This window comes from Halococcus sediminicola (assembly GCF_000755245.1).
GTDB lineage: Archaea > Halobacteriota > Halobacteria > Halobacteriales > Halococcaceae > Halococcus > Halococcus sediminicola.
The window spans coordinates 834,410-859,213 of sequence record NZ_BBMP01000022.1 but is presented as its reverse complement, the minus strand read 5'-3'; the positions used below and the strand labels follow the sequence as shown (position 1 = coordinate 859,213).

Sequence of the window (24,804 nt, the reverse complement as noted above, 5' to 3'; positions counted from 1 at the left end):
TACCTGTTGCGGAGATACGAACAGGTCGTGAATTCATAGAGCGGTCCTCGGCGACGCCGCCGAGAACACACCATTCAAAGGAGCGCGTCCAGTCGCTCGACGCTCGTCTCGATATAGCCCCAATCGAGCGTGAACGCCTCGATGGAGAGCGTGCCGGTCCAGTCTTCCCGGAGGGGTTCGAGGATCGTCTCGAAATCGAGCGTGCCAGCGCCGAAGGGCAGGTGTTCGTCGGCGGCCCGCCGGGTGTCGTTCAGGTGGAGGTGGGTAACTCGCTCGCCGTGCGCGTCGAGGAAGTCGGCCATCTCGTTCGAATCCATCCCGTTCATCCGCGCGTGACCGGTGTCGAGGGTCATGCTCGCCCCGGTCGCGTCGAACAGGTTCGGGAACCGCTCGGCGGGAAAGAACTCGCCGGGGACGTTCTCGACACAGACCTCGAAGTCGTGCTCGCCCGCAAAGCTGTCGAGTTCGCGCACTGAATCGATGAGGTGCTCGCGGAGGCCGTCGTGGTCCCACGCGGGTTCGAACGCCGACGTGCTCGCGTGGACGACCCCCTTCTCCGCACCGCAATCGGCGGCCGTTTCGATCGCCGCCAGTAGCTCCCGCAGCGCGCCCTCGCGGACGTGTTCGAACGGCGAGGCGATATCGAGGGCGAAGGGGAGATGCACCGCGAGATCGACACCGTTCGCGTCGGCGCTCTCGCTCACTACCTCAGGATCGAGGCGAGAGCGTTCGTGTGCCCCGTCCAGCATCAGTTCGACGAAATCGAGACCGAACTCGTCGGCACGCCCGAACGCCTCGTGGTACTCCATCCCGACCTGTGTGACGAACCCGCGTCGAATCCCCATATCGAGTTCTCGCGGCGCAGGCGCTTGAACCCGCGGCCGCCGATCGACGCTATCACCGCTCGGGATGGGTCGGCGCGTCGAACCCACCCCGGACGAGCGGTTTGGCGATGTGTCGGCGCGCACACGGCGGCACCTCGTACCAGCCGATTTCGAGGTCGCGCTCGACCGGGCGCTCGACTTTCCCCGGCGCGCTCGTCTCGCAGTCCCGACAGCGATAGCCCTGCCCGCGGCCCGCACTCTCCATCGAGCACCCGCAGTCGGGACAGGAGGGAACCACGCGCTCGGTCGTCACGAGGTCACGGACGGCGAACTTTTCGAGTTTGAGAGTTCCGTCCGACACCTCGCCACAGACGGTGAGTGCGTCGCCCGCTCGCAGGGAGCGCACCCGCTCGCGGAAGCGTTTCGTGGGTTCGAAGGCCGCACATCGAAGTGTTCTATTCCTTTCGAGTTCGAAGAAGACGTGGCCGCCCCGGCGCGTTGCGGGCGGATTCGACACCCGGCCATCGAGGCGGTAGGCGTGCCCGTCGGTGCAGGTCCCGATCGTGCCATCGCGTAGGTGCGCGTCGGTCCCTTGATTGGTCACGAATAGTCCTACTCGTTCGACCGGTTCGCTCTCGATGCGCTCGGCGACCGCTTTCACAGTTCGGGGGTCGTCGCCGCGAACCCCGTGTAAAATCGGACCGGGCGCGTGCGGCACACAGACCATCGCGCCCTCGCCGCGGTCGACCGTGTCCCACGCCGCCGGATAGCCCCAGTCGGCGGCCGCCACGAGGGAATCGAAATCGACCTCGCGCGGCGTTCCCCGTCTCTGTGCTTCCCGATAACTGATGTGCTCGTAGGTCGGGTCGTCGAACGCTCCCCACGCCCCGACCGCCGCGAGCGCGCCGATGACGCCCCGCGAATTTCCCCAGCCGGAGTGGCGATAACCAGCGGATTCGATGCACCCCTCCGCTTCGTCGAGCGAGAGACGCTCGCGGACCGCCCGGCGCGAGAACCCGACGACCGACACAGGTGCTTTGTCGCCCGGCGCGACCACGATTCCGGGATGGGTTCGCGGGTCGTCGGTCGCGGCGAGCGCATCGACCGCCTCGTGGGCGATGGCGAACGAATCGTCGGCCGCGAGGTCGGTGTGGACACAGAGCGCGGCGTTTCCTCGGGTTTTGTGCTCGATGGCGGGATTCAGTCGGGCGAGCACCAACCGCTCGACCGCTCCGCCGGCCGCGCGCACCCGCTCGGCGATCCGCACGGCGAGATACGTCGTACACATCCCCCGCTCGCGCGAGTCGGTATCGTCGAGACCGATGAGCGTCACGGGTTCCCTCCGGTCCCGAGCGACAACCGCGTTCCGCATCGAACTTTGTATTTAACCCTTCCGCCACAGGTGACACGAACCGCCCGACGGAGCGTCCTACCGCCGGCACAATCACTATATACGGTGGGCTACTTACGTACTGATATGTCCCGGTCCGCGTTCGTCGGCAACGTAACGGCCATGCTCGAAGACGCGGGCTTTCTCGTCAGCGAGCGCTGTGCGGTCCGCCCGAAGAGTTTCGACGTGGCCGCTCGCCGCGACGAGACTGTATTACTGGTCAAGATTTTGGGCAACATCGACGCCTTCGATTCACGGACCGGCATCGAGATGCGACGGCTCGGCACCCATCTGGATGCCACGCCGCTGGTCATCGGCCTGCGCACCCGCGACGAGGAACTCAAACCCGGCGTGATGTACCTCCGGCACGGCGTGCCGGTCCTGAGTCCCGACACCGCTCTCGACCTCTTCGTCGAGAGCGTGCCGCCGATGATATACGCCGCGCCGGGCGGTCTCTACGTCAACATCGACGGCGACGTGCTCGCCGACGAGCGCGAAGAGCGCGAGTGGAGCCTCGGCCGGCTCGCCACCGAACTCGGCGTCTCGCGGCGAACGGTATCGAAATACGAGGACGGAATGAACGCCTCCGTCGAGGTCGCCGCGCGCATGGAAGACCTCCTCGACGCGCCGCTTGCCAACCCCGTCGACGTGCTCGGCGGTGCCGAGACCCTCACGGACGACGCGACCGACAGCGCGGCCGACGACGCGACCGATAACGCGGCTGACGACGCCGTCGTCGCGGTGCTCACGAGAGTCGGCTTCGACGTTCACCCGACGACACGCGCCCCGTTCAAAACCGTGAGCGAGGACGACGGCGACGACGAGAACGTCCTGACCGGGCACTCGGCGTTCACCCCGACGGCCGAAAAGCGCGCCCGCATCATGTCCTCGCTCGGGACGGTCACGCGGACGCGCTCGGTCTACGTCGTCGACGAGGCGCGCCGCGACGCCGTCGCCGACACCGCGCTCATCGAACGCGAGGAGATCGCCACCATCGACGACCCCGATGCTCTGCGCGAACTGATCCGCGAACGTGCGGCGTCATCCGCCTGAAACCCGAACCTTTTGCTGCGGAGGGTCGACCACGACGACCCCCGCTTGCAAACCGCGCGAGCAGTGAATCGCGCTCGTTCCACTCGCACAGGCTAGCTACGCCCGCGCACCGCCTCTGCATCGCCGAAGCCCTCGGCACGCGCTCACTTCGTTCGCTGCTCGCTTCGCTCGCGCACCTCGCCCTTCATCCTCCGAGGAACCGCTACCGCGCTGCAGTCGCCCTGCGGCCGCCGACCGAACCGCGACCGGCGCTCAGTAACGACTTTCAGCCCGCCGGTCGAATTCGAGCCATGAACCACGAAGCCTCGCGCGACCTCTACGACCGCGCGCTCTCGGTGCTCCCCGGTGGCGTCAACTCGTCGGTGCGGGCGACCCAGCCCTACCCGGCGTTCGTCGAGCGCGGCGACGGCGGTCACGTCATCGACGCCGACGGCAACCGCTACATCGACTACGTGATGGGCTACGGACCCCTCCTCTTGGGTCATGACCTGCCCGAGTCGGTCCGGGCGGCGATCCAGTCGACGATGAGCGACGGCCCGATGTACGGTGCACCGACCGAGATCGAGGTCGAGCTGGCCGAGTTCGTCGCCCGCCACGTCCCGAGCGTCGAGATGCTCCGGTTCGTCAACTCTGGCACCGAAGCGACGGTCTCGGCCGTCCGTCTCGCGCGCGGCTACACCGGCCGCGAGAAGATCGTCGTCATGCAGGGCGGCTACCACGGCGCACAGGAATCGACGCTCGTCGCGGGCGACGCCGAGAACCCGCGGCCTTCCTCGCCCGGCATCCCCCAGTCGTTCGCCGAGCACACCATCCCCGTGCCGTTCAACGACACCGAAGCCATCGAAGAGGTCTTCGAGACCCACGGCGAGGACATTGCGGCGGTGCTGACCGAACCACTCCTGGGGAACACGGCGAGCGTGCTCCCTATGGAGGGGTACCACGAGCACCTGCGCGACCTCTGTGATGAGTCCGGCGCACTCCTGATTTTCGACGAAGTGATGACCGGCTTTCGAGTGGGGGGACTCCAGTGCGCACAGGGCAAGTTCGACATCACACCCGATCTGACGACGTTCGCCAAAATTATTGGAGGGGGGTTCCCGGCGGCTGCGGTCGGTGGCCCGGCCGAAATCCTCGAATCGTTCACGCCCGCCGGCGACGTCTTCCAGTCGGGCACCTACTCGGGCCACCCGGTCGCGATGGCCGCTGGGCTCGAAACCCTGCGCTACGCCGCCGAGAACGACGTCTACGACCACGTGAACCGTCTTGGGGAGCGACTCAGGAGCGGGATTGCGGACATCGTGGCCGAGCGCGCGCCGGGCTACACGGTTTTGGGCACCGACAGCATGTTCAAACTCGTGTTCACGCGCGCCGGCGGAACCGCCGTTAGCGAGTCCTGTAAAGCGGGCTGTCGCCAGACGCCCGACTGTGAGCGGTTCGAGCGCTGTCCGAAGACGGGCGCGGACGTCGAGAACGCCGAGACCGACCGCTGGGACAGGCTCTTTCGCCCGGCGATGAGAGAGGAAGGCATCCTGCTGACCGCCAACCAGCTCGAATCGCAGTTCGTGAGCGACGCCCACACCGACGAGGACGTCGAGGGGACCCTCGAAGCCTACAAGGACTACTTCGAGTAGCCGTATTGCCGGTCAGTCGTCAGCCGGAAGCGATTCGGGGGCGGCGGGGCCGTAGCGGACGATCGCGTCGAAGTGTTCGACGGCGAAACGATTTCCATCCGTGATGCCGCGCGCCTCGGACTCCCGCAGGCGCGTCTCGACGAAGCGCTCGGCGACCAGCGCCTTTCGGGCGTCGCCACGGTTGAGTTCACTCTGGGCCTCGGCGAGCAGCAACGCCGCCGTGTAGACGTCGAAGACATACTCGGCGAGTTCCTTCGCCTGCAACTGGGCATCCTCCATGTCGGTGCCTGCGAGGTGGGCGAGTGCCTCCTGCAAGCCTTCGAACTCGTCTTCGACCGTCTCGACACACTCTTCGAGCGCCGGATGGTTGGCCGTGTCGATGTTCTCTCGAATCGCCGGCAGCAGCGCCTCGTGGGCGTTCTCACGCTCCAGCGCCCGCAGTAAATCGAGACTGAGGACGTTCGAGGTCCCCTCCCAGATGGGGAGTACCTGGGCGTCGCGGAGCAGGCGTGGCGTGACGTGTTCCCTGACGTACCCGTTGCCGCCGAGGATTTCACAGGCATACGAGGCGGCCTCGACTGACATCCGCGCGGTCACCTGCTTCGCGATCGGGACGAGCGCGCGCAGGAGTTTGAACGCCTCTCCACTTTCTTTGCGCCGATAGCGGTCGAGCAGGCGCGCACACTCGAAGGTGAACGCCGCGGCGGCTTCGTAATCGACACTCATATCCACCAAGTCGCGGCGCATCAGCGGTTTGTCCTGGATGGGTTCGCCGAACGCCTCGCGGTTCGCGGCTCTGATTTTCGACTCTAGAAGAGCGCGCCCCATGATGCCCACAGCGCCGGTGGCGTTGGAAAGCCGCTCGAAGTTCAGCATCTCCGTCATCTGTCGGAAGCCGTTCTCGGGTTCGCCGACGAGATACGCCTCCGCACCGCGGAACTCGATTTCGCCCGTGGGCACCGAAATCGTCCCGAGTTTGTCCTTCAATCGGCGAAAAAGCGCGTCGTTGACCTCGCCGTTCGATTTCGTGTGTGGCACCAGAAACAGCGACAGACCCGCCGTTCCCTCGGGTGCGTCGGGGCGGCGCGCGAGCGCGAGCGCGCCCTCGGCATCGATATTGGAGCAAAACCACTTCTCACCCGTCAGTCGGTAGGTGCCGTCGTTCGCCTTTTCCGCGATGGTCTCGTTGGTGCCGACGTCGCTCCCACCCTGCTTTTCGGTGAGGAACATCGCGCCCTCGATGTGCTCGTCGATGTCGCGGCTGGTGAGGCCCTCGAAATACTCGTCGAGCGAATCGTCGAACTTGTCGAGCACGAGCGCGACGCCGGTCGTCATCGAGACCGGACAGACGAAGCCCATGTCCACGTACGAAAGCAGCGTCTGCTGGGTCAGGGTGTGGGTCAGTCCCATCGGTTCATCGCGGCCCGGTGGCGCGTGGAAGGCGTCGTGGGTCAGGCCGAATTCCTCGTACGCGATGCGTTCGTTGTCGTGCTGGGTGGGATGATATTCGACCTCGTTTTTGATCTCACCTTCCTTGTCGTAGCTGTGGAGTTCGGGTCCGTGCCTGTCGATACGGTCGGCGTTGTCGGCGACCGTCGACCCCACCACCGCACCGAACTCCGCCAGCCGTGACTCGGCCCACGCGAACTCCTCGTCCGGGTAGGTCCGCCGCGCCTCGAACTGGAGCGTGCGGTCGAGGTCCCAGTAGTTCACGTCGCGACCTGCCTCGAACGCCCCGTAGTCGATGGCCTCGCGTGTCATGGTATCCCATTCGCCGCCCGCACAATAACTGCTGGGGCGAGTCGCTTTTTCGTCGTGGGCGACTTCCCCCGACAATGACCGGATTCACCCGCACGGAAGCCGTTTCGCGCATCGAGCGCCTCGTCGAGACCGTCGAGAGCGAGCCGATGGCCGTCCCGGTGCGCGAGGTGTGGGTCTACGGCGACCTCGCGCTCGGTCTCGACCCCGTCGAGCGCCTCGACGTCTATCTCACGAAGGACCTGCTCTTCGGCGGTGACGACGAGCGTGAGGCGGACTTTCGCGAATCACACGGCGTCGAGGGGATCGGGAAGACCGTGAGCGCCGAGTGGGCCGACCAGTACCCAGACCACATCCGCGCGAGTTCCAACGGCTACGCCGCCCCCGAGAAGTGTCTCGCGGCCCATCTCGTCGGCGAGAACGAACCCATCCACCTCGAAGTCTGCAACGCGAGTTTCGAGGACAACGTGACCCAGCGCCTCAAGGGCGCGATGAGTCGGGACACCTACGAGGAGCTGCTCGACCCGCGCGGGGTCTGTCTCTGGCTCGACGGCCAACGTTCGGAGGACGCCTTCGGGAAACTCAGGGAGGGCGAGTTCGTCTTTCCGACGCTGGCCGGGGCGCTCGAAATGGTCGGCATGGAAGGAGACGACGCCGAACGGGCTGCGAGCGAGGTCAGGGCGTACCGCGACCGTCAGGAGGGCGCGAGCGTTCGCGGCGACGTGGTGTAGTGCCCCACGAGAACAGTTAACTCCCCATCGGCCATCGGCGGGACGCATGGCCGATCAAAACGGAGAAAAACGATTGACTCGACGACGAACGCTCTCGCTGTCGGCTGGCGCGCTCGCGGTCGTGCTCGCCGGCTGTACCGACATCGGTCTCGGCGGAGAGGGTGGTGAGGGAGGCAACGGGGGCGGTGAGGATGGGGATGGAGGCGGTGGAGGTGGAGAAGACGGTGGCGGTGGCGGCGGTGAAGACGGTGAAGGAGGAGAAGGCGGAGGGGACGAGCAAGAGGGCGGCGGTGGCGGTGGCGACGAGGACGACGGTGGCTACTGAGAAGTCGACGACGCGGCCCGGAGTTCCCGAACGCGGTCGATGTTCCACGCGAACCCGTTTCCGTTTTCGGTGGGCGTTTCGAGGACGAACGGGAGGTCACGAAACGCATCGTCGTTGATGATGGCGCGCATTCCGTCGACGCCGATTTCGCCCTCGCCGACGTGGGCGTGTTCGTCCTTGTTCGTCCCGCAGGCGTGTTTCGAGTCGTTGAGGTGCAAACAGTGGAGATCGCCGAGACCGACCGTATCGTCGAAGGCGGCGACGGTCTCTGCGACCGCATCGGGTGACGAGAGGTCGTAGCCTGCGGCGAAGGTGTGGGCGGTGTCGAGACAGAACCCGATGTCCGTGTGGCTGCGGTCGCAAACGGCCGCGAGATGGGCGAACTCGTCGCCCAGTTTAGTTCCGCTGCCGGCGTCGCTCTCGATCAAGAGGGTGACCCCCGAGGGAACGTCGAGGTCGTCGATGGCGCTCGCGGCGTTGTCGAGCCCGTTCTCGACACCTGCACCGGTGTGTGCGCCGAGGTGGACGTTCACGAACTCGATGCCCAGTCGTGCGGCGGCGTCGCATTCGGCTTGCAGGCTTGCGATCGACTTCTCGCGAAGGTCGTCTTTGGGCGTGGCGAGGTTCACCAGATAGGAGGCGTGGATGACCCACGGGCCGAGGTCCGAGTCGCGAAAGCGGGTGGCCTCGTCGTCCGCGATATCGGGACCGGCCCAGACCTGTGGCGAGGCCGTGAATATCTGTCCGCAGTTCCCGCCGACCTCGGTCTGGCGCTCGATAGCGTTGTCGACGCCGCCGGCGACCGAGACGTGTGCTCCGACGTGCATGGGTCGAAATCGCCGGCGGCACTCATAGGGCCATCGAAGGGTCGTGGCCGACTCGGGAGTGGGTCACATCTCACGGTGCGGTCGGGTCCTCCCGACGCCGGTTCCAGTCGTCGCTCGTGAACTTCTCGCGGGCACGCTCGCGCGCTCGGTCGAGTTCGTCGTCGGTCCACGTACCCTCCTCGGCATCGGCCCAATCGGCAAGTGCATCCTCGAAGGCCGCGACGGCTTGCCCGCGGCTCACGTCCGTCCGTTCGCGCACGTTCGTCACCCGCTCGCGGAAGCGCTCCGTCGAGGGTGGGTCGGCGAAACACGCGAGGTGGTGGTCGGTCGCGTCGGCGAACAGTATCGAGCCGTGCTGGATGACGCTGTCACGACGGCGGTACTGGGCGTTGCCGCTGATCTTCCGACCGTCATCCGCCACGACGTCGTGGGCCGGATGCAGCGCGCGCAGATAGCACGCGGGGTCGTGGATGGCTGGAAGTTCTTCGCTCGCGAACGACACGGGAACCCCGAGGCTATCGAACCCGTCGAAGAGGGGTTCACAGAGCAGTTCGTAGGTCTCCATCAGGTCGCCGGGCAGCTCCTCGGCCGGCGCGACGATCGAATACGAGACGTCGCCCCACGAGTCGTGATAGATGCCGCCGCCGCCGGTCGGTCGGCGCGTCACCGAGATGCCCTCGCGCTCGCAAAAGTCCCAATCCACGGTCGCCGGGTCCTGATGATAGCCCAGCGAAAGCGTCGCCGGCTCCCAGCGATAGACGCGCAGGGTCCGGGGTCCACCCTCGGCGGCGGTCTCGGCGGCGATCTCGTCGAGTGCCATGTTCAGCGGCCCGGTTCTGGTGTCTTCGCGGATGAGCCGCCACTCCCTCTCCTCGATATCGGCCATGAGAGGTGAAGCGACCACCGGACCAAAGCCGTTGTGGAGGCAACTCTCTATCGCAGCATTCGATTTATCGACGGGTCGCGCGGCGCTTTTATCCGGGGCGAGCGTAGCGCGGGCGATGGTGCGCAACGTCGCAAGCGAGATGGCCGCCCTCGACCCCGAGGACTTCTATCTCCTCTCGGGCGTCGAGCAGGGGATGCGCTTCAGCGAGTGGGTGAATCGAGGGAAACTCCCCGATTTCTCCGACCTCACACCCGAGAACGTCGACTATCGTTTGGATCGCTGTGCCGACCGGGGGCTGCTCGAACGCCGGACGATCCAGTACGAGGGCTACAAACTGACCTTCGAGGGCTACGACGCGCTCGCGCTGCACACCTTCGCCGAGCGCGGCACCATCGAGGGGATGGGCGCGCCGCTTGGCGTCGGCAAGGAGAGTGACGTCTACGAGGTCTCTTCGTACACGCCCTTCGCGCTCAAATTCCACCGCGAGGGCTACACGAACTTCCGCGAGGTGATGAAAGAGCGCGAGTACACCGCCGACCACGACCACGTCTCGTGGATGTACACCGCCCGCAAAGCCGCCGAGCGCGAATACGACGCGCTCGAAACGCTCTATCCAGAGGTTTCGGTCCCGCGACCGGTAGACCAGAACCGCCACGCGGTCGTGATGGAGAAACTCGCCGGTGTCGAGCTCTCGGCGGCGAAACTCGACGCCGAGCAGGTGCCCGGTGTCTGTGACCTCGTGCTCAAGGAAGTCGCGGCCGCCTTCGAGGCGGGCTACGTCCACGCCGACATGAGCGAATACAACGTCTTCGTCGCGGACGACGGCGTGACGATCTTCGACTGGCCCCAGGCCGTCCCGGTCGACCACGCGAATGCGACCGAGTTCCTCACGCGCGACGTCGAGAACCTGCTCGGGTACTTCACCCGGAAGTACCCGAGTGCGATGCCGACGACCGATGCCGAGCGGGTCGCCGACACAATCCGTGAGGAGACGTTCGAAGGGATCCGATAAACTCCAAATCACGATAGCAATCCAGGGATCGGTTCACGACACGTTCGACAGTAGCGACACCACAAGTTCGTCCGCAAACCGTACCGAAAGTCGGAGTCGCCACCGGAGCAGAGTGTCTCTCGCCGTCAGTGTCGAACGTCCGACGCGCTCCGAGGGGAATAACTCCCCGAACGCGGGGTGATATTCTCGTCAGTTCACAGGAGACCGGCGACGACGAGCAGCGCGATCGAGACGGCGCTCGCGCCGAGAAACCACGGTCGCGCGCTCGTCGCTGCCGCCACCGCCGATTTCGATTCGTCACCAGTCAGTCGGCGGAAGCCGACGAAGAGCACGACCGCGAGGACGAGCCAGAGACCGACCATCGCCAGCACGAGATGTCCGCGCCCGGTCGATTGGAGCGTTTCGGCCGTGTAGAGCGTCCCGGCGAGATGCCCGCCGCTGAACAGCAGTAGCAGAACCGAGGCGGCCGTCAGATACCCGAATCGTCGTGCGATGAGGGTCAGTCCGTCCCTGTCGAGCGCCTCGCTGCGCGCCGCCGGGATGACGGCACCGGCGACCACGAGCGTGCCGCCCGTCCAGAGCGCGGCGAACATCGTATGGACGGTCATGACGACGTCGAGCACGCTCGTCATCGACGAACCCCCGTGCTCGCCGACGGGTTCGTTCTCGTGCGTTCGCCCGCCCGTACCGTGTCGATTCCGGTCGTGCGCTCGAAACCACCCGCCGTGGCTCGATCAATGGGTCGGCGTGTCATCACCGGGACGTTCGTGCTCGGGCTATAAACGTCGCTGGAGGTGTCCCAGAGCGTGGGAGTACCAGGTGAGCGACGACAGACCGCACGGCAACGCCGGTCTTGCCATTCCCAATATCGGGGAACGACCGGGAGCCATATACTCCCGCCACCGAAAATATCACGTAGAGCAGGAGATGAACGAGCAGCGCATCGGTTCGAACCGACTATCACTGATACCGTCGAACACCGGTTCGACGGACTCCGCTACCGACATGGCTCGATGGTCGTCCGACGAACCCGATGATCCCCCGCTTCCGGCGGTGTTGGCGTCGCTCGACGACGACAACTGCCGGGCGATACTCGCGCTGCTGGACAGCCCGAAATCCGCGAGCGAACTCCACGAGGAGTGTGGACTGTCCAGTTCGACCGTCTATCGAAAGCTCGAACTGCTCCGCGAATCGAGGCTCGTCCGGGAGTACACGGAGGTCCGGCGCGACGGGCCGAACGTCACGCTCTACGAACGGGATTTCTCCGAGATCGCCATCGGCATCGACGACACCGGTGAGTTCACCATGAGAGTGACTCGCCCGGAGACCGACGCGGAGGACCGGCTGGCCACGTTCTGGTCGGCGATGCGGGAGGAGTCGTGATGGAGGCGCTCGTCGCGCTGCTGGTCGTCGTCAAAGTCCTCGCGCTCGTCCTCGGCGGTATCGTCTCTCTGATGGCGTACCGAGCCTACCGTCGGACCCGGATGTCGGGACTCCAGTATTTCGCGGTGGGGCTGGCGGTCATCACCCTCGGAACGGTTCTCGTTGGCGCGTTCCACCACCTCGGCGGCGCTTCGGTGACTCTCGGCATGGTTCTCGAAAGCGTGATCATCTGTGCCGGGTTCGGCGTCATGATTATCGGTCTCTACCGAACGTAGACCCGCGTACTCGCCAACGTTCGTCCTCCAGTCGTGACTCGGCCGACGCCCGGTTGTCTCACGTTCTGGGAACCCTCCATCGCTCTTTATCACCCGCCATCGGAGAGGGGTTCATGAACGGTTCCCCGCCAGCAGTCAGTCGCCGTGCATTCGTCGCCGCGCCGGTTCGAGAAGGCGATAGCCGATGAAACGCGACCTCTCCTCTCGGTACGCGGATTCCCTCGTCTCGCGGAGCCGGCTGATAATCGCGCTGTTGCTCGTCGTCTCCGCCGCCGTCGGCGCGGGCGCGGTCGTCGGCACCACCGGGGAGGCGGGCATCGGCGATGCCGGCATCGATTCCCCGGAACAAGCCGCACTCGACCAGATCGACGCGACCTACGAGACCGACGACGCGGTGGTCGCGCAGGTCGTCGTCAGGAACGAAGGAGGAAACGTCCTCACGCGACAGTCGCTCCTAAAGAGCCTCCGCCTACAGAAAGCACTCCACGAGAACGAGTCGATCAACGCGACGCTCCGTGAAGGAACGGGAGCCATCGGCATCGAGAACGTGGTGGCGAACGTCGCATACGCCCACCAGCAGAGCGAGCGCGCCGACGACTCGGGTTCCGACTCCCGTGCGACGGGGGCGAACGACACGTCGGCCCCAGGACAGAGCCAACCGGCAGCACCGACGCTCGACCAGCAGATCGCCGCCCTCGAATCGCGGTCGGACGAGCAAGTCGAGACGTATCTGAGCCGCATCCTCGACCCGGAGGCGTCCGTGCCGGGCAGCGACCCCGCCGAGTTCCTGCCATCGGAGTACGAGCCGGGAACGACGCAGGCCGACGCGCGAACCACCCTCGTCTTCCAGAAAAGTCCGAGCGGGTCGGGAACGACCGACGAGGAGGTCAACGACGCGCAGGTGGCCATCGATTCGCTGGTCGAGAACCGTTTCACCGACGGGTTCGTCTTCGGGCAGGGCATCATCGACGAGGAGTCCTCACAGGCCATCGGCGACAGTTTCATCGTCATCACACCGGTCGCGCTCGTCCTCCTGCTCGTCGTTCTTTCCATTGCCTACCGCGACCTCCTCGACGTTCTCGTGAGCCTCTTCGGGGTCGGGATCGTGCTCGTCTGGTACGCCGGCGTTCAGGGCTGGCTCGGAATCCCGTCGAACTCGACGCTCATCGCCGTGCCATTCCTGCTCATCGGCCTGAGCATCGACTACTCGCTGCACGTCGTCATGCGCTACCGCGAGGCGCGTGAGGGGTCCCTCGACACCGACCGTGAGTCCACGGGTCGGCGCGATCCCACAACCGCGATGCGCCTCGGACTCGCCGGCGTCGTCCTCGCGCTGGCCACCGCCGCGTTCTCGACGGCCGTCGGCTTCTTCTCGAACTACGTCAGCCCGCTAGAGTCGATACAGGATTTCGCGATTCTGAGCGGCGTCGGCATCGTCGCCATCTTCGTCGTGTTCGCGGCGCTCGTGCCGGCGCTCAAACTCGAACTCGAACGCCTCCTCGACCGCCGTGGCCACACCCGGAAGAGGAGCGCCGTCGGCGTCGATGCGGGCTGGCTGAACGGCGCTCTCTCGGGGGCCGCCCGGCTCGCCCGGCGAGCGCCCATCGTCGTCATCGTCGTCGCGGTGGTGCTCGCCGCCGGGGGCGCGTACGGCGCGACCGGCATCGACACGGAGTTCAATCAGGCCGACTTCCTGCCCCAAGACGCGCCGGCGTGGATGGACTCGCTGCCGGGACCGCTCGCCCCGGGCGACTACGACGTGAGCGATGACCTCGACTACCTGAGCGACAACTTCCGCCAGCGCGGACAGGATTCGGAGGGACAGATTCTGATAGAGGGGAACATGACCGCGCCGGCGCTGCTCACCGCGGCCGACGACGTGACTCGGGACGCCAACGGGAGCGGAACAATCGTCGTCGGCGGGGACGGACGGGCCGCCATCGAGAGTCCGGCATCCGTCCTCCGGAGCGTCGCCGCCGAGAACGGGACGGTCGCCGATGCGGTCGAGGCGCGCGACATCGATGGCGACGGGCTTCCCGACAGGGACGTCGCGGCGGTCTACGACCTGCTGTTCGACGCCGCTCCCGAGCAGGCATCCTCGGTGCTCTACCGGGCAGACGACGGCTCGTACGAGTCCGCCCGGCTCACGGTCGGCGTGCAGGGCAACGCCTCGTCCCAGTCGGTCGCGGAGGACGTGCGAGGAGTCGCCGCGACGGTCGAAGCGAACGCGCCGGTGACGGCCATCGCGACTGGCGGGCCGGTCACCACCGCGGTCGTCCAGAGCGCGCTGTTCGAGACGCTCGTCGAGGGCTTCGCCATCACGCTCGGGGTCATCCTCGCGCTGCTCGTCGGGCTGTACTGGTGGCGAAGCCGGGCGCCGGGACTAGGCGTGGTGACCATCGTGCCCGTCCTGCTCGCGCTCGCGTGGCTGCTCGGGACGATGGCCGCCCTCGACATCCCCTTTAATAGCGAGACGGTCGTGATCACGAGTCTGGCAATCGGGCTGGGCGTGGACTACAGCATCCACGTCGGCGAGCGGTTCGTCGACGAGCGCGCCCGCCACGACTCGCTCGCGGACGCACTGTCGGCCACGCTCACGGGTACCGGCGGCGCGCTGCTGGGCAGTGCGGTGACGACGGCGGCCGGCTTCGGGGTGCTCGCGCTGGCGCTCTCCCCGCCGCTCCAGCGCTTCGGCATCGTCACGGGACTGAGCATCGTCTACGCGTTCGTCGCGTGCATGACGGTGTTGCCGTGTCTGCTCGTGATCCGGGAGCGACTGCTCACGAGAACAGGGTAATCGTCCCTTCCCACCTCACTTCCAGGGGTTCGAGACGAGGTCGGCCTGCACCGTCGCCCCGACCTCCACGCGACAGTCAGACCGGGGTTTCGCCACACAGAGCAGGACATAGCCCGCCTCGCTGTGGCGAGGTTTCAGCGCACGCGGGCGCTCGGTGTGGACGAGTTTGCCCGCGAGCAGGCGGGCCGTACAGGTTCCACAAACCCCGTACAGACAGCCGTAGGGGAGGTTCATCCCGACCCGTTCGGCGGCCTCGACGACAGTCTCGTCGCCATCGACCTCGATAGTTCGGTCCGGGCCATCGCGCCAGTCGAGCATCACCTCGTGGGCCATCTACTGCCAGACGTCGCTCGTGCAGTCGCCGCCCGGCCAGCGGATCTCGTGGGCGCGCGCCGGCCCGCCGGGTGCGTCGCCGAAGTCGACTAGAAAGTCCTCGTCGAGTTCCATCCGCCCCTTCTCGGGGTAGACGTCGGCCTTCATCATCAGCGAGCCTTCCTCGGCGATGTCGGGGTAGAACTGGTTGTCCCACGACGAGAACAGCGAGGTCGTCCAGTAGAGTCGGCGGCCGTCGCGGCTGAGTTGGAGCATCTGTGGCGCGCCGCGGATCTCCGTTCCTTGTACCTCCTGTCGGTCGCCGAAGTTACCGCCGGCCCAGATCTGGTCCACGAGCCGCGGGTTGCCCGTGTCGCTGATGTCGTACATCCGGCAGTCGCCGTGCAGCCAGTTCGAGAAGAACAGGTACTGGTCGTCGAGCGAGATGAGGGTGTCTGTGACGAGTCCCGGCACGGGCATCTCCCAGTCGGGGTGCTCGCGCTCCTCGATGTCAATGACTTTCTCCCAGTCCCACGCCCCGTCGTTTCGCTCCCAAAAACGGATGATATTGGACGAGAGCGCCGCTCCCACATATCCCTCGGTCGCCTCGGGGTTGTGGAGCATGCGGATCTCCAGCGGGATTAGTCCCTCCTCGCCGAACGTCAGCGTCTCCCGATGCTCTCTGGACTCCCAGTCCCAGATGTGGATGCTGTCGCCGTAGTTGCCCGCCTCGACGTCGTCGAAGTCGAAGCCGGGGTAGTAGGTCTTCGGGGCGGCCCACTCCGTCGAGAGCATCACGCCGTGGCGAGGCTGATACCAGTAGTCGTACTGCATCTCGACGTCACCGCGGTCGGCTTCCCAGTGGCCGTCGATGGAGAAGTCCTCCTGGTCGAGTTGGAGGAATCCTCCAGGGAGTTCGCCGTCGGCGTTCCCGAGCATGCTGATGACGATCTTTCCGCCCGGCACGCAATGGACGGTGTGGGGTGCCGAGAGGTCGTACTCGAAGACCTCCTCGGGTTCGATGACGCGCTCGATTTCGGGGTTCCGTGGGTCGGATGCGTCGAGAACGTGGATACGCGAGGAGCGCTGGCCGGGAACGATCAGGTGGTCGCGCTGGAGTCCTTCGGTGTGACACGACGACGAACAGCTGTTCCAGCCGAAGTGGTGGAGTTCGTCGCCCCGGTTCGGCATCTCCAGCGTGTCGACGATTTCGCTGTACGTCTCCGAGTCGGGGTCGACATCGACGACACCGACGAAATCCGCTTTGTCACTGTCCATCCCGACCCGCGGTGCCATGACGAACGCCGTTTTCTCCCGGCCGGACTCGGTCCGCATCGCCGCCGGCGTCGGATAGCCCGGTCCCTCGACGTCGTGGTGTTCGTGGCCGTGTGCGGTCCCCGTGTCGCTCGGCTCGTCGGTGCTCATCCGACACGCTACTGTTGGGCTGCGAATAAGTGTTTGGTGGTACCGACACACGAGGGGCGGCGTGATCGATCTCGGTTATCGGTCGCCATCAAGCACCTTCGCGGCCGTCAGCACCGGATCCCACGTCGTGTTGAACGGCGGTGCGTACGCGAGGTCGTAGTTCGAGAGTTCGGCGAGCGTGACGCCCTCCGTGACCGCGCCCACGAGCGCGTGACTCCGGTGGACGGCCCCCTCGCCGTACTCGGAGACGAGGCTCCCGCCCAGCACGCGCCCGGATTCGCGGTCGGCCGTGATCGTCACTCTCACGGTGCCGCCCTCGGGATAGTAGCCGGCACGCGATTTCGCGTCGATGGTTCCGGTAACGGGGTCGAAGCCGGCGTCGCGGGCCGTCTCGTGGTCGAGAATACCGGTACGAGCGGCCTCGACGTCGAACGCCTTGACCGCCGCCGTGCCCGCGACGGGGCCGCCTTTCGTCGGGTTCCCTGCAATCGTCTGGCCGACCGCCCGGCCGTGTCGGTTGGCCGTCAGCGCGAGCGGCACGTGCACAGGGTCGCCGGTGACGACGTGATCGGCCTCCGCACAGTCGCCGGCCGCGTAGACGTCCGAAATACTGGTCTCTCGATACTCGTCGGCCGCGATGGCTCCCGTCTCGCCCAGTTCGATTCCTGCCCCTTCGGCGAGGTCCGTCCGTGGACTGACGCCGGTTCCGACGAGCACCATCTCGACGGGCGTCCGTCCCGCGTCGGTGACGACCGCCTCGACCCGGTCGCCGCCGGCGAGTTCCGCGACTTCGGCACCGAGGTTCACCGCCACGTCCTGTTCACGGAGATGGTCGAGAACGGCCTCGCTCGTCGCCTCGCTGAACGATTTCAGCAGCCGATCACCGCGCTGGAAGAGATGCACCTCGAAGTCGTTGGCGGCGAGCGCCTCGGCCATCTCGATGCCGATGTAGCCGCCGCCGACGACCCCCACGGGACCGTTGCAGGTTTCGAGGAACTCACACGCGGGACCGCTGTCCGGCTGCTGGAGATCGCCCTCGGTACGCGCCCGCGAGACGTACTCGCGGAGGTCCTTGCCGTCGGCCATCGAACCGAGTGTATAGACACCGTCCCTGTCGAGCCCGTCGATCGGCGGCTCAACGGCCGCAGCACCGGTCGAGATCAACAGTTGATCGTACTCTTGGACGACCTCGCTCTCCCCACGAGCCGTGACGGTTTTTCCATCCGGGTCGATGGCGACGACCTCGTGGCCCGTCCGGAGGTCGATGTCTCGCTGCTCGCGGAACTCCTCGGGCGTGACCGAGACGAGGTCGTCGAGCGACTGGATCTCGCCCTTGATGTAGTAGGGCAGGCCACAGGCCCCATACGAGACCCACTCGCCGGCCTCGAAGACGACCACCTCGGTGTCGGGCGCATCGCGTTTCGCCTTGCTCGCCGCGGACATGCCGGCGGCATCGCCGCCGATGACGACGAAGGTCATGTGGGAGCGTCGTCGTGAACCGGTATATACTGTCGGACGGTGGCCGCGGCGTTCGGTCTTCGATTACTGTTCGGCGTCGCCCCAGACGTCGACGTCGGTGAGTCGGAGTTCGCCGTTCGCCTTCCACGTTCGCGGGCGGAAGGCGATCGCCGCCGCACAGGCGAAAACGACGGCGACGATCGCGCTGACGAGGAGTCCGGGGACGGCCCCGATGGCGGCGCTCGCCGGCCAGTCGGTCCCCGGCATGAACGCGGTGATGCGGACGAACCACGCGACGAGCAGCACGGCCATCAGGGGCAGATAGATGCGCCGCAGCCGGTGGGCGAGCGCCTCCTCGAAGGAGATCTTGATTCTCGGTTTGCGGTAGTCCTCGCTGAGTTCGCGCCGCCAGTGGGGGTCGCCGATCTCCCGCGAGGGGTCGAGCGCGTTCGCAAACACGTTCTCCTGCAGCAGGCGCACGCGCGAGCGCCAGAGGTCGTAGCCCCGGTATCGGCGGGCCTCGACGACGAGGAAGACGGTGAGCATCACCAGCCCCACGAGGAGGATGTAGTGGGGATGGCCGCCCGTGAAGGTCCACGTCAGGATGGCCGCCATGACGGTGACCGCCCAGTTGGTGGTGCGGTCGAGGCGCTCGCGCCAGAACTTCATCCGGTGGACCTCGCCACGATAGAGGTGGGCCATCGACGAGCCGGGACCCATCTCCTCTTCGAACATCCCGCGGCCGATGTGACGTGCGGATTCGTCGGTCGGGTCGAACGAGTCGCTTCCGCTCACGAGTACCACCCCATCGTGGGTCGGTCGCTGGTTCCCCCTGAGCCGTCACGTCGCCGGTTCGCGTGTCGCTCGTGGTCTGTGGTCATCGTTGGGTCGAGTGCTCGGTCGTTCAGTACCGCCGTCCGACCGACGCCTTCGTTCGCTCGTTGCTCGACCATACCCGACTGAGTCCGATAAAGCTTGCTATAGTATGGTGAGAATGAGACAATACCGAACCAGTACTATCCCCTGAGATTCGCGGATACGAACGGTACCGTGGGACAGTAGTGCACGATTTGGGAGTACACATCGTTTTTTCACGGACGGTGTCGGTGAGCGATGCTCGACGGCTCGTTCGGTCATAGATAACCGAACGAGCGCAGCGTGAACCACGTCACGTACAGCCCGATGAGAACGAACGCGGCGCTCCCAATCGTTTGAATCGGCGCGGCGTAGCGCCCGAGCGAGAGCGATCCTTCGGTGAGACCCGCGACGACGCTCAGCCCGATCATCAGCGTGCCCATCCCGGCGGCGAAGGCGGCGAAGACCGCCAGTCCCGAGAGGAACGTGCCGGTGAAAAACGACGAGAGCACAACGCCCAGAAACACCGGGAGATTACAGGCGAGGCTGCCGACGCCGTAGAGCAAGCCGAACGTGAAGAACTCCGAATCCGAGACTTCGCCGCGCTCGGGGAGTTCGATGGCGCGCAGCGGCGAGATACCGGAGTAGTAGGCGATGCCGAGCGCCACCAGCAACGGGCCGACGAGCAGTTCGAGCGAGGCGAGGTACGGTCGTATCCACTCGCCGACGACGAGCACGACGCCGCCGACGAGTAGGTAGAGCAGAACGATACCGAGGGTGGCGATACCGCCGACGCGAAGCCCCCGCGCCCCGCGCCGGCCGGTGGCGGCGACCGACAGTCCCGTGCCGACGAACACCGCCGCCACGGGCGGGAGGTAGCTTCCCGTGCCGAGTTTTGCGAGCGGGACGACGAGGTCATAGCCAGGCAACAGCAGACGGATCCCCGCCGTCGCCATATAGAACAGGGGGATCGCCCCGGCGAGAAAGAGCAGGACGCCGTTTGCGAGCAGCAGCTGCCGCGCGAAACCCCCCGAACTGGTGCTCGTCGCGGTGGCAGTTCCGCCGTCAGTTTCGGCGTCGTGAGTGAAGTAGTAGGTCAGATATGCGGGGAGCAGGCCGACGCTACACGGTGCGAAGAACATCAACACGCCCGCGGCGTAGGCGGCTGTCAGCAGCGAGGGCTGGTCGATGGTGACCATCTCGGTTCACCCGACGGTTGCGCATGGCATCACTCGTTGCGACGAGGCCGCTCGCGTGTATCGGCCGTCGGAGGAATCGGGTGTTGGGACGGGCTGCTCGCTCACGGTCGAGTAGTCGTGACGGCGACGTAAATACGCAGCCGTTTCGTCGGGGCATCGAAACCGGGATACGCCACAGGACACGACTGATAGCCGTGACGCAGTGGGTCGAGAACCCGACCGGCGGGCGCGACAGGGGGCCGGTAGCGCTCGCGCGCGCGTGGTTCGAAGCCTTGGTGCGCCCGCGCCGGTTTTTCGCCACGGGGGTCGCACCGGGCGACCAAGCGCCCGGGCTGGCGTTCGTGATGACCGTGGTCGCCATCGAGGAGGCGGCCCGGTTCGCGCTCGTGCCCGGCGCGTACCCGGTACTCGGCGGCCGACCGGTCGCCTCGGCGCTCCTCGCACTCCTCATCGCCGTCGGCTTCGTCGCGCCGCTCGCGCTCCATCTGGCGGCGGCCATCCAGACGCTTGCGCTCGTTCCCGTGGCCAGCGAGCGCGCCGGCGTCAGCGAAACAGTGCAGGTCATCGCCTACGCGAGCGCGCCGTGCGTGCTCGCCGGGCTGCCGGTTCCCGCGCTCAGAGTCGCTTGCGCGCTCTATGGATGGACGCTGCTCGTCGTCGGCACGAGCGAAGTTCACGGGATCGGTCTCGGGCGCGCGGCGCTCGCGGCGGCCATCCCCGGGCTGTTCGTCTTCGGCTACGCCTTCCGCGGCGTCGCGGCCGCCACCGCCCTCGTCGCGTAGTCAGTCGGTGACCTCGACGGTGACGCCGTTCGGCCGGAAGGCGTTCGCCGCGTAGCCGCCCTCGTTCCACGGATACCGACCGTCGTCAAGCGCGTCGAAGCTCTCCTCGGGCGTACCGATGGTCTCGGGTTGGGTGCGCCCGCGTTCGTCGCTCGCCCGCGAGAGGAGCCGGTGCTCGCCGGGGTCGGCCTCCCAGTCGTACCGAAAGAGCCGCCACGCACCCCGATAATCGGGACCGAACAGCTCCGCGTCGTGCCACGAATCTCCGTCGTCCGTCGACAGTTCGACCCGTTCGACGCGCTCGTCGCCCGCCCACGCGACGCCCCTGACCTCGATGGTCCCTTGCGTGCGGGCGTCCTCACCCGTCGGCCGACCGACGAGCGACATCACGGTCTCGTCGAAGGTGTAGGGCGCTGTCCCGCCCGCTTCGAGCTGTGCCCACGTCCCGGTCGTCTCGACAGTTTCGTTCTCTGCTGGCTCCTCGCCGGCGGCGTGGATGCGGTACTCGTCTTGCTGCCAGCGCGCGTGGCTACCGGGCCTGTCGAGCGACCCCTCACGAACCATACCATCCATCACGCGGAGTTCGGACAGCCATTTGACGCTGTTGACGCCGTACCAGCCCGGCACGACCAGTCGAACGGGATGGCCGTGTTCGTCGGGGAGGGGCTGGCCGTTCATGCCGTGGGCGAGCACGCAGTCGTCGAGCGCCTTCGAGAGGGGAATCGACCGCGCGAACGCCTCCTCGTCGGTGCTGTCGGCACCGATGGCGGTGAGCCACCGGTCCTCGTCAGTATCGACATCGACGCCGGCCGCCCGCAGCACCGAACTCACTGGCGTGCCGGTCCAGAGGGCGGTGCCGGCGGCCTCGCAGTCCCACTGGACGTTTCCGGTCTCGGGGTCGTGCTGGCCGCGCCCGTTGCCAGCACATTCCATCGTGTGGGCGACCGCTACGGTCGGAAGCTCCTCGATGAGTTCGGCGAGCGATAGTTCGGTTTCCCCGTCGTCGACGAGCGTTATCGTCCACGAGTCGGCGTCGCCGTCGGGAATCGGGTTACGATGGAGCACGAAATGCTCCTCGATGGGCGTCAGCCAGTTCCCGAAGGTCGCGCGGCTCGCGGCCCCGACGGCCGTATAGCGCTCGGTCTCGTCGCGCGTCTCGCTCGTTCCGGGTTTGCGGTCGAGTATCGCCTCGATCTCCTCGCGCCGTCCCTCGCGTGCGTCGCTCATGGTCCGGAATGGCGTGGTACGTCCATAACCGTTTGGCGTGGCACGTCGACGACCGTTCGGCCGGCGCGCTCGCGGGGACCAACAGTTAACTCTCCAGTGCTCCTCGCGCCGGTGTGCTCAACCTTCGACTCGACGAGTTCATGGTCGAACTGAAAGACGGCGCGCTCAAGAACGTCGGCCCGGCGAACAAGTCGGCGGAGGCGAAACTGTTCGACGTGACGAGTGCCGAGGCCCGCGAATTCGGCGACAAGCGCGTGAAATGCGTCTTCGAAGACGACGAAGGCAACGAGGTGCAGGTCGCGCTCTTTCCCGAGCAGGTCAGAAAAGTCGCGGACGACATCGAGGCGCTCGAAGCAGAGAGTGCGGTTTTCGAGTGACGGAGTTCGGACTCGCAGAGCAGCCAACGCCTCCACGGCGAATCCCGACTCGACGGCGGCGCGGTTTCGATTCGGCGTCGTGTACGCGTCGCGTTTCGACAACCGTTTTAGTCCCCGGCCGTAGGTTCCGCTAATGGGTAGCTGTATCATCTGCGGCACCTCCACGGACGGCTTCATCTGCGAGAGCCACGAGGAGGACGTCGTCTTCGAATTCGAAGGCTCGCACGCCAACCAACTCACGCCCGGTCGCTTCTACCGCGGTTCGGTCGACGGCTTCGCCGAGTTCGGTGTCTTCATCGACATCGGCGACAGCGTCACCGGTCTGCTCCACCGAAGCGAACTCGACAGCCGGCTCGAAAGTCTCGATTGGGACGCCGGCGACACGGTGTACGTCCAAGTCACCGACGTTCACGACAACGGCAACGTCGACCTCACGTGGTCGATCCGACAGGCCGACCGCGAATTTCGGGGCAGCCTCGTCGACACGCCCGAAGGCGACGAACTCCCCGACGAAGCGGAGGCCGCCGACCCAAATGAGCACGCGGTCGCCGGGCGTCCGGCGACCGACACGAGCGAAATAACGACCGACCGGCCCCGCACCGACGGGAGTGCAAGCGCCGACACGACAGCCGACACCGACGAACGCGATGAAACCAACGGAACCGACGGAGCCAACGAGCGCGACGGTGCGGCGCTCGCCGAACCGGAATCCGAATCAGAGCCGGAACCCGACGCCGACCGCGAGCGCGTCGCCGTCGAGGCCCTCGAATCGCGCGTCGGCGACCCGGTGCGCGTCGAGGGCAGGGTCGCCTCGGTGCGCCAGACCGGCGGCCCGACCGTCTTCGAACTCCGCGACGAGTCCGGATCCGTGGACTGTGCGGCCTTCGAGGAGGCCGGCGTCCGTGCGTACCCCGACGTCGAGCAGGGTGCAGTCGTCGCCATCGAGGGGCGCGTCGAGCGCCACCGCGACGACCTCCAGATCGAGGCGTCGGGACTCACAGTATTGAACGACGAGGAACGCGACGCCGTCGAGGATCGGATGGAGACGGCACTCGCCGAACGAGCCCGACCCGAGGAAGTCGAACCGCTCGCCGACGATAGCGCGGTGGCCGACCGTCTCGACGACGTCCGCGACCTCGCGGGGCTGATCCGCCGCGCCGTGCTCGATTCGCGGCCCGTCATCGTCCGCCACGACGCCAGCGCCGACGGCTACGTCGCCGCAAGCGCCATCGAGCGGGCGACGCTGCCCCTCGTGCGCGACGAACACGCCCAGAGCGACGCCGAGTACCACTACTTCGACCGCCGCCCGCTCGGCGAGGGCGTCTACGACATGGACTCGGCGACCCGGGACATAACCACCATGCTCGACGCCAACGAGCGCCACGACGAGAAGTTCCCCCTGTTCGTCTTCTGTGGCGTCGGCGGGACGCAGGCCTCGGCAGATGGTCTCGGACTCCTCGCGCTTTACGACGCCGACCGGGCCGTCATCGACGACGAAGGGACCGGGGACGTCGAGGCGTTCGTCGACACGACCAGAACGACGGCGGGTGCGCTCGCGGCAAACGTCGCCGTCCACGTCGACCCCGACGTGCGGAGCGAGATCGAGCACCTCCCGGCGGTGAGTTTCTGGGAGGACAGTCCCGAGGCGTACGCCGACCTCGCCGCCGAGGCGGGCTACGACACAGAGCGCACACGTGACCTCCGTGAGTCGGTCGCGCTCGTGGCGAACTACCAGGCCTACGAGGACAAGCGCGAACTCGTCGCGGACCTGCTGTTCGACGGCCGCCAGTCGCTGGCTGCCCGGCTTGCGACCCAGTTCCGCGAGAAACTCGATACGGCCATCGGGACCGCACAGGCCCACCTCGAACGGCACGAGATCGATGGCACGGTCGTGAACGTGCTCGATACGGACGCGTTCACCCATCGCTACGACTTCCCGCCGACCGACCTGCTCTGTGACGAACTCTTCCGGAGGACGTGCGAGGACGCCACCGCAGCGCGAAGCGATGACCGCGAGGACGCCTCCGTACTACTCGGTCTCGGCGAGGACGAACTGCTCGTCCGCCACGGTGGCGACCTCGACATCGACGCCGTGGCCGAGGACGTCGCCGAGCGCGCGCCCGAGGCGGCCGTCTCGGTGGGTGCAGCGGGCGACAGATTGGAGTTCCTCGTCGGCGAGCGCGAAACCGTGCGCGAGGCAACCATCGAAGTCGTCGCCGAGCAGGCCTGAGCCGTCCGACGAACGAACAACAGCCTTATTCGCGCGACACGACTGGT

25 protein-coding genes are annotated in these 24,804 nt (G+C 66.5%); 11 read left to right on the top strand and 14 right to left on the bottom strand.

The annotated features are described in order from the left end of the window. Positions 1-74: 74 nt before the first annotated feature. Both ACP97_RS13675 and ACP97_RS13670 read right to left on the bottom strand, forming a co-directional pair. Positions 75-845: a sugar phosphate isomerase/epimerase family protein gene (locus ACP97_RS13675; RefSeq protein WP_049998344.1), complete on the bottom strand. Its 771-nt coding sequence runs from the start codon at positions 843-845 to the stop codon at positions 75-77. 52 nt (positions 846-897) lie between these two features. After that, positions 898-2,157 (bottom strand): tRNA(Ile)(2)-agmatinylcytidine synthase, encoded by a 1,260-nt coding sequence (locus tag ACP97_RS13670; RefSeq protein ID WP_049998343.1) that lies wholly within the window; start codon positions 2,155-2,157, stop codon positions 898-900. A 144-nt stretch (positions 2,158-2,301) separates the two neighbouring features. Here ACP97_RS13670 and ACP97_RS13665 point away from each other — a divergent pair, with 144 nt between their 5' ends. Both ACP97_RS13665 and hemL read left to right on the top strand, forming a co-directional pair. Continuing rightward, on the top strand, positions 2,302-3,267 hold the full coding sequence (locus ACP97_RS13665) for a transcriptional regulator (RefSeq protein ID WP_049998342.1): 966 nt from the start codon (positions 2,302-2,304) through the stop codon (positions 3,265-3,267). Between the two features lie 290 nt (positions 3,268-3,557). Next, complete coding sequence (hemL, locus tag ACP97_RS13660) at positions 3,558-4,898, top strand: glutamate-1-semialdehyde 2,1-aminomutase (protein WP_049998341.1); 1,341 nt, start codon at positions 3,558-3,560, stop codon at positions 4,896-4,898. A gap of 12 nt (positions 4,899-4,910) precedes the next feature. Here hemL and ACP97_RS13655 read toward each other — a convergent pair whose 3' ends face one another. Continuing rightward, positions 4,911-6,659: an acyl-CoA dehydrogenase family protein gene (locus ACP97_RS13655; RefSeq protein WP_049998340.1), complete on the bottom strand. Its 1,749-nt coding sequence runs from the start codon at positions 6,657-6,659 to the stop codon at positions 4,911-4,913. A gap of 74 nt (positions 6,660-6,733) precedes the next feature. Here ACP97_RS13655 and ACP97_RS13650 point away from each other — a divergent pair, with 74 nt between their 5' ends. Together ACP97_RS13650 and ACP97_RS13645 are read left to right on the top strand one after the other, a co-directional pair. After that, entirely contained in the window at positions 6,734-7,387 is a 654-nt protein-coding gene (locus ACP97_RS13650; RefSeq protein WP_049998339.1) for a DUF7095 family protein, read from the top strand. Positions 7,388-7,433: 46 nt separating this feature from the next. After that, positions 7,434-7,712, top strand: coding sequence for a hypothetical protein (locus ACP97_RS13645; protein ID WP_049998338.1), 279 nt, complete (start codon positions 7,434-7,436; stop codon positions 7,710-7,712). Here ACP97_RS13645 and ACP97_RS13640 read toward each other — a convergent pair. Beyond that, positions 7,706-8,539, bottom strand: coding sequence for a deoxyribonuclease IV (locus tag ACP97_RS13640; protein WP_049998337.1), 834 nt, complete (start codon positions 8,537-8,539; stop codon positions 7,706-7,708). The two genes, ACP97_RS13645 and ACP97_RS13640, sit on opposite strands and share 7 nt — an antisense overlap. A 70-nt stretch (positions 8,540-8,609) precedes the next feature. Then, entirely contained in the window at positions 8,610-9,425 is an 816-nt protein-coding gene (locus ACP97_RS13635) for a lipoate--protein ligase family protein (protein WP_049998336.1), read from the bottom strand. 115 nt (positions 9,426-9,540) lie between these two features. On the opposite strand from ACP97_RS13635, the gene ACP97_RS13630 reads away from it, so the two are divergent. Continuing rightward, positions 9,541-10,437: a serine/threonine-protein kinase RIO2 gene (locus ACP97_RS13630; protein ID WP_049998335.1), complete on the top strand. Its 897-nt coding sequence runs from the start codon at positions 9,541-9,543 to the stop codon at positions 10,435-10,437. Between the two features lie 194 nt (positions 10,438-10,631). Here ACP97_RS13630 and ACP97_RS13625 read toward each other — a convergent pair whose 3' ends face one another. After that, the gene (locus ACP97_RS13625) at positions 10,632-11,069 is read right to left on the bottom strand and encodes a hypothetical protein (protein WP_049998334.1); all 438 of its coding nucleotides are present in this window, start codon (positions 11,067-11,069) and stop codon (positions 10,632-10,634) included. Beyond that, complete coding sequence (locus ACP97_RS21065) at positions 11,066-11,191, bottom strand: hypothetical protein (RefSeq protein WP_272913451.1); 126 nt, start codon at positions 11,189-11,191, stop codon at positions 11,066-11,068. The genes ACP97_RS13625 and ACP97_RS21065 overlap by 4 nt, the downstream gene beginning before the upstream one ends. A 251-nt stretch (positions 11,192-11,442) precedes the next feature. On the opposite strand from ACP97_RS21065, the gene ACP97_RS13620 reads away from it, so the two are divergent. The 3 genes from ACP97_RS13620 to ACP97_RS13610 all read left to right on the top strand — a co-directional run bounded on the left by ACP97_RS13620 (position 11,443) and on the right by ACP97_RS13610 (position 14,892). Beyond that, complete coding sequence (locus ACP97_RS13620) at positions 11,443-11,820, top strand: winged helix-turn-helix domain-containing protein (RefSeq protein WP_237561166.1); 378 nt, start codon at positions 11,443-11,445, stop codon at positions 11,818-11,820. Beyond that, entirely contained in the window at positions 11,820-12,095 is a 276-nt protein-coding gene (locus ACP97_RS13615) for a DUF7521 family protein (RefSeq protein WP_049998332.1), read from the top strand. Before ACP97_RS13620 ends, ACP97_RS13615 begins: the two co-directional genes overlap by 1 nt. 184 nt (positions 12,096-12,279) lie before the next feature. After that, positions 12,280-14,892, top strand: a complete 2,613-nt coding sequence (locus ACP97_RS13610) for an efflux RND transporter permease subunit (protein ID WP_049998331.1) — start codon at positions 12,280-12,282, stop codon at positions 14,890-14,892. Positions 14,893-14,907: 15 nt separating this feature from the next. Here the strand turns inward: ACP97_RS13610 and ACP97_RS13605 are convergent, their stop codons facing one another. From ACP97_RS13605 to ACP97_RS13585, 6 genes are all read right to left on the bottom strand, one after another. Next, on the bottom strand, positions 14,908-15,225 hold the full coding sequence (locus ACP97_RS13605) for a 2Fe-2S iron-sulfur cluster-binding protein (RefSeq protein WP_049998330.1): 318 nt from the start codon (positions 15,223-15,225) through the stop codon (positions 14,908-14,910). Next, complete coding sequence (locus ACP97_RS13600; protein ID WP_049998329.1) at positions 15,226-16,629, bottom strand: selenium-binding protein SBP56-related protein; 1,404 nt, start codon at positions 16,627-16,629, stop codon at positions 15,226-15,228. It lies immediately after the preceding gene. Positions 16,630-16,704: 75 nt separating this feature from the next. Continuing rightward, positions 16,705-18,108 (bottom strand): FAD-dependent oxidoreductase, encoded by a 1,404-nt coding sequence (locus ACP97_RS13595; protein ID WP_049998328.1) that lies wholly within the window; start codon positions 18,106-18,108, stop codon positions 16,705-16,707. Positions 18,109-18,171: 63 nt separating this feature from the next. Further along, entirely contained in the window at positions 18,172-18,882 is a 711-nt protein-coding gene (locus ACP97_RS13590) for a DUF2270 domain-containing protein (protein ID WP_049998519.1), read from the bottom strand. Further along, complete coding sequence (locus ACP97_RS19950) at positions 18,879-19,040, bottom strand: hypothetical protein (protein ID WP_154020007.1); 162 nt, start codon at positions 19,038-19,040, stop codon at positions 18,879-18,881. The genes ACP97_RS13590 and ACP97_RS19950 overlap by 4 nt, the downstream gene beginning before the upstream one ends. A gap of 180 nt (positions 19,041-19,220) precedes the next feature. Next, a complete protein-coding gene (locus ACP97_RS13585) occupies positions 19,221-20,141 on the bottom strand; it encodes an integral membrane transporter (RefSeq protein ID WP_049998327.1) in 921 nt (306 codons plus the stop codon). Positions 20,142-20,335: 194 nt separating this feature from the next. Here ACP97_RS13585 and ACP97_RS13580 point away from each other — a divergent pair, with 194 nt between their 5' ends. Further along, on the top strand, positions 20,336-20,923 hold the full coding sequence (locus ACP97_RS13580) for a YIP1 family protein (RefSeq protein ID WP_049998326.1): 588 nt from the start codon (positions 20,336-20,338) through the stop codon (positions 20,921-20,923). Here the strand turns inward: ACP97_RS13580 and ACP97_RS13575 are convergent, their stop codons facing one another. Further along, positions 20,924-22,150 (bottom strand): sulfite oxidase, encoded by a 1,227-nt coding sequence (locus tag ACP97_RS13575; RefSeq protein ID WP_049998325.1) that lies wholly within the window; start codon positions 22,148-22,150, stop codon positions 20,924-20,926. 113 nt (positions 22,151-22,263) lie between these two features. On the opposite strand from ACP97_RS13575, the gene ACP97_RS13570 reads away from it, so the two are divergent. Together ACP97_RS13570 and ACP97_RS13565 are read left to right on the top strand one after the other, a co-directional pair. After that, the gene (locus ACP97_RS13570) at positions 22,264-22,527 is read left to right on the top strand and encodes a hypothetical protein (protein ID WP_049998324.1); all 264 of its coding nucleotides are present in this window, start codon (positions 22,264-22,266) and stop codon (positions 22,525-22,527) included. Positions 22,528-22,660: 133 nt separating this feature from the next. Continuing rightward, positions 22,661-24,757 carry an OB-fold nucleic acid binding domain-containing protein gene (locus ACP97_RS13565; RefSeq protein WP_049998323.1) on the top strand — a complete coding sequence of 699 codons (2,097 nt, stop codon included), beginning with the start codon at positions 22,661-22,663 and terminating at the stop codon, positions 24,755-24,757. Positions 24,758-24,804 lie beyond the last annotated feature (47 nt).

What these genes read in the sequence shown, in the direction of transcription:
- hemL (WP_049998341.1), top strand. Translation starts at nt 3,558, where the DNA reads ATGAACCACGAAGCCTCGCGCGACCTCTACGACCGCGCGCTCTCGGTG.
- ACP97_RS13645 (WP_049998338.1), top strand. Translation starts at nt 7,434, where the DNA reads ATGGCCGATCAAAACGGAGAAAAACGATTGACTCGACGACGAACGCTC.
- ACP97_RS13675 (WP_049998344.1), bottom strand. Translation starts at nt 845, where the DNA reads ATGGGGATTCGACGCGGGTTCGTCACACAGGTCGGGATGGAGTACCAC.
- ACP97_RS19950 (WP_154020007.1), bottom strand. Translation starts at nt 19,040, where the DNA reads ATGGTCGAGCAACGAGCGAACGAAGGCGTCGGTCGGACGGCGGTACTG.
- ACP97_RS13635 (WP_049998336.1), bottom strand. Translation starts at nt 9,425, where the DNA reads ATGGCCGATATCGAGGAGAGGGAGTGGCGGCTCATCCGCGAAGACACC.
- ACP97_RS13600 (WP_049998329.1), bottom strand. Translation starts at nt 16,629, where the DNA reads ATGAGCACCGACGAGCCGAGCGACACGGGGACCGCACACGGCCACGAA.
- ACP97_RS13595 (WP_049998328.1), bottom strand. Translation starts at nt 18,108, where the DNA reads ATGACCTTCGTCGTCATCGGCGGCGATGCCGCCGGCATGTCCGCGGCG.
- ACP97_RS13565 (WP_049998323.1), top strand. Translation starts at nt 22,661, where the DNA reads ATGGGTAGCTGTATCATCTGCGGCACCTCCACGGACGGCTTCATCTGC.
- ACP97_RS13615 (WP_049998332.1), top strand. Translation starts at nt 11,820, where the DNA reads ATGGAGGCGCTCGTCGCGCTGCTGGTCGTCGTCAAAGTCCTCGCGCTC.
- ACP97_RS13650 (WP_049998339.1), top strand. Translation starts at nt 6,734, where the DNA reads ATGACCGGATTCACCCGCACGGAAGCCGTTTCGCGCATCGAGCGCCTC.
- ACP97_RS13620 (WP_237561166.1), top strand. Translation starts at nt 11,443, where the DNA reads ATGGCTCGATGGTCGTCCGACGAACCCGATGATCCCCCGCTTCCGGCG.
- ACP97_RS13655 (WP_049998340.1), bottom strand. Translation starts at nt 6,659, where the DNA reads ATGACACGCGAGGCCATCGACTACGGGGCGTTCGAGGCAGGTCGCGAC.
- ACP97_RS13625 (WP_049998334.1), bottom strand. Translation starts at nt 11,069, where the DNA reads ATGACGAGCGTGCTCGACGTCGTCATGACCGTCCATACGATGTTCGCC.
- ACP97_RS13585 (WP_049998327.1), bottom strand. Translation starts at nt 20,141, where the DNA reads ATGGTCACCATCGACCAGCCCTCGCTGCTGACAGCCGCCTACGCCGCG.
- ACP97_RS13605 (WP_049998330.1), bottom strand. Translation starts at nt 15,225, where the DNA reads ATGGCCCACGAGGTGATGCTCGACTGGCGCGATGGCCCGGACCGAACT.
- ACP97_RS13630 (WP_049998335.1), top strand. Translation starts at nt 9,541, where the DNA reads ATGGTGCGCAACGTCGCAAGCGAGATGGCCGCCCTCGACCCCGAGGAC.
- ACP97_RS21065 (WP_272913451.1), bottom strand. Translation starts at nt 11,191, where the DNA reads ATGACACGCCGACCCATTGATCGAGCCACGGCGGGTGGTTTCGAGCGC.
- ACP97_RS13610 (WP_049998331.1), top strand. Translation starts at nt 12,280, where the DNA reads ATGAAACGCGACCTCTCCTCTCGGTACGCGGATTCCCTCGTCTCGCGG.
- ACP97_RS13575 (WP_049998325.1), bottom strand. Translation starts at nt 22,150, where the DNA reads ATGAGCGACGCACGCGAGGGACGGCGCGAGGAGATCGAGGCGATACTC.
- ACP97_RS13665 (WP_049998342.1), top strand. Translation starts at nt 2,302, where the DNA reads ATGTCCCGGTCCGCGTTCGTCGGCAACGTAACGGCCATGCTCGAAGAC.
- ACP97_RS13640 (WP_049998337.1), bottom strand. Translation starts at nt 8,539, where the DNA reads ATGCACGTCGGAGCACACGTCTCGGTCGCCGGCGGCGTCGACAACGCT.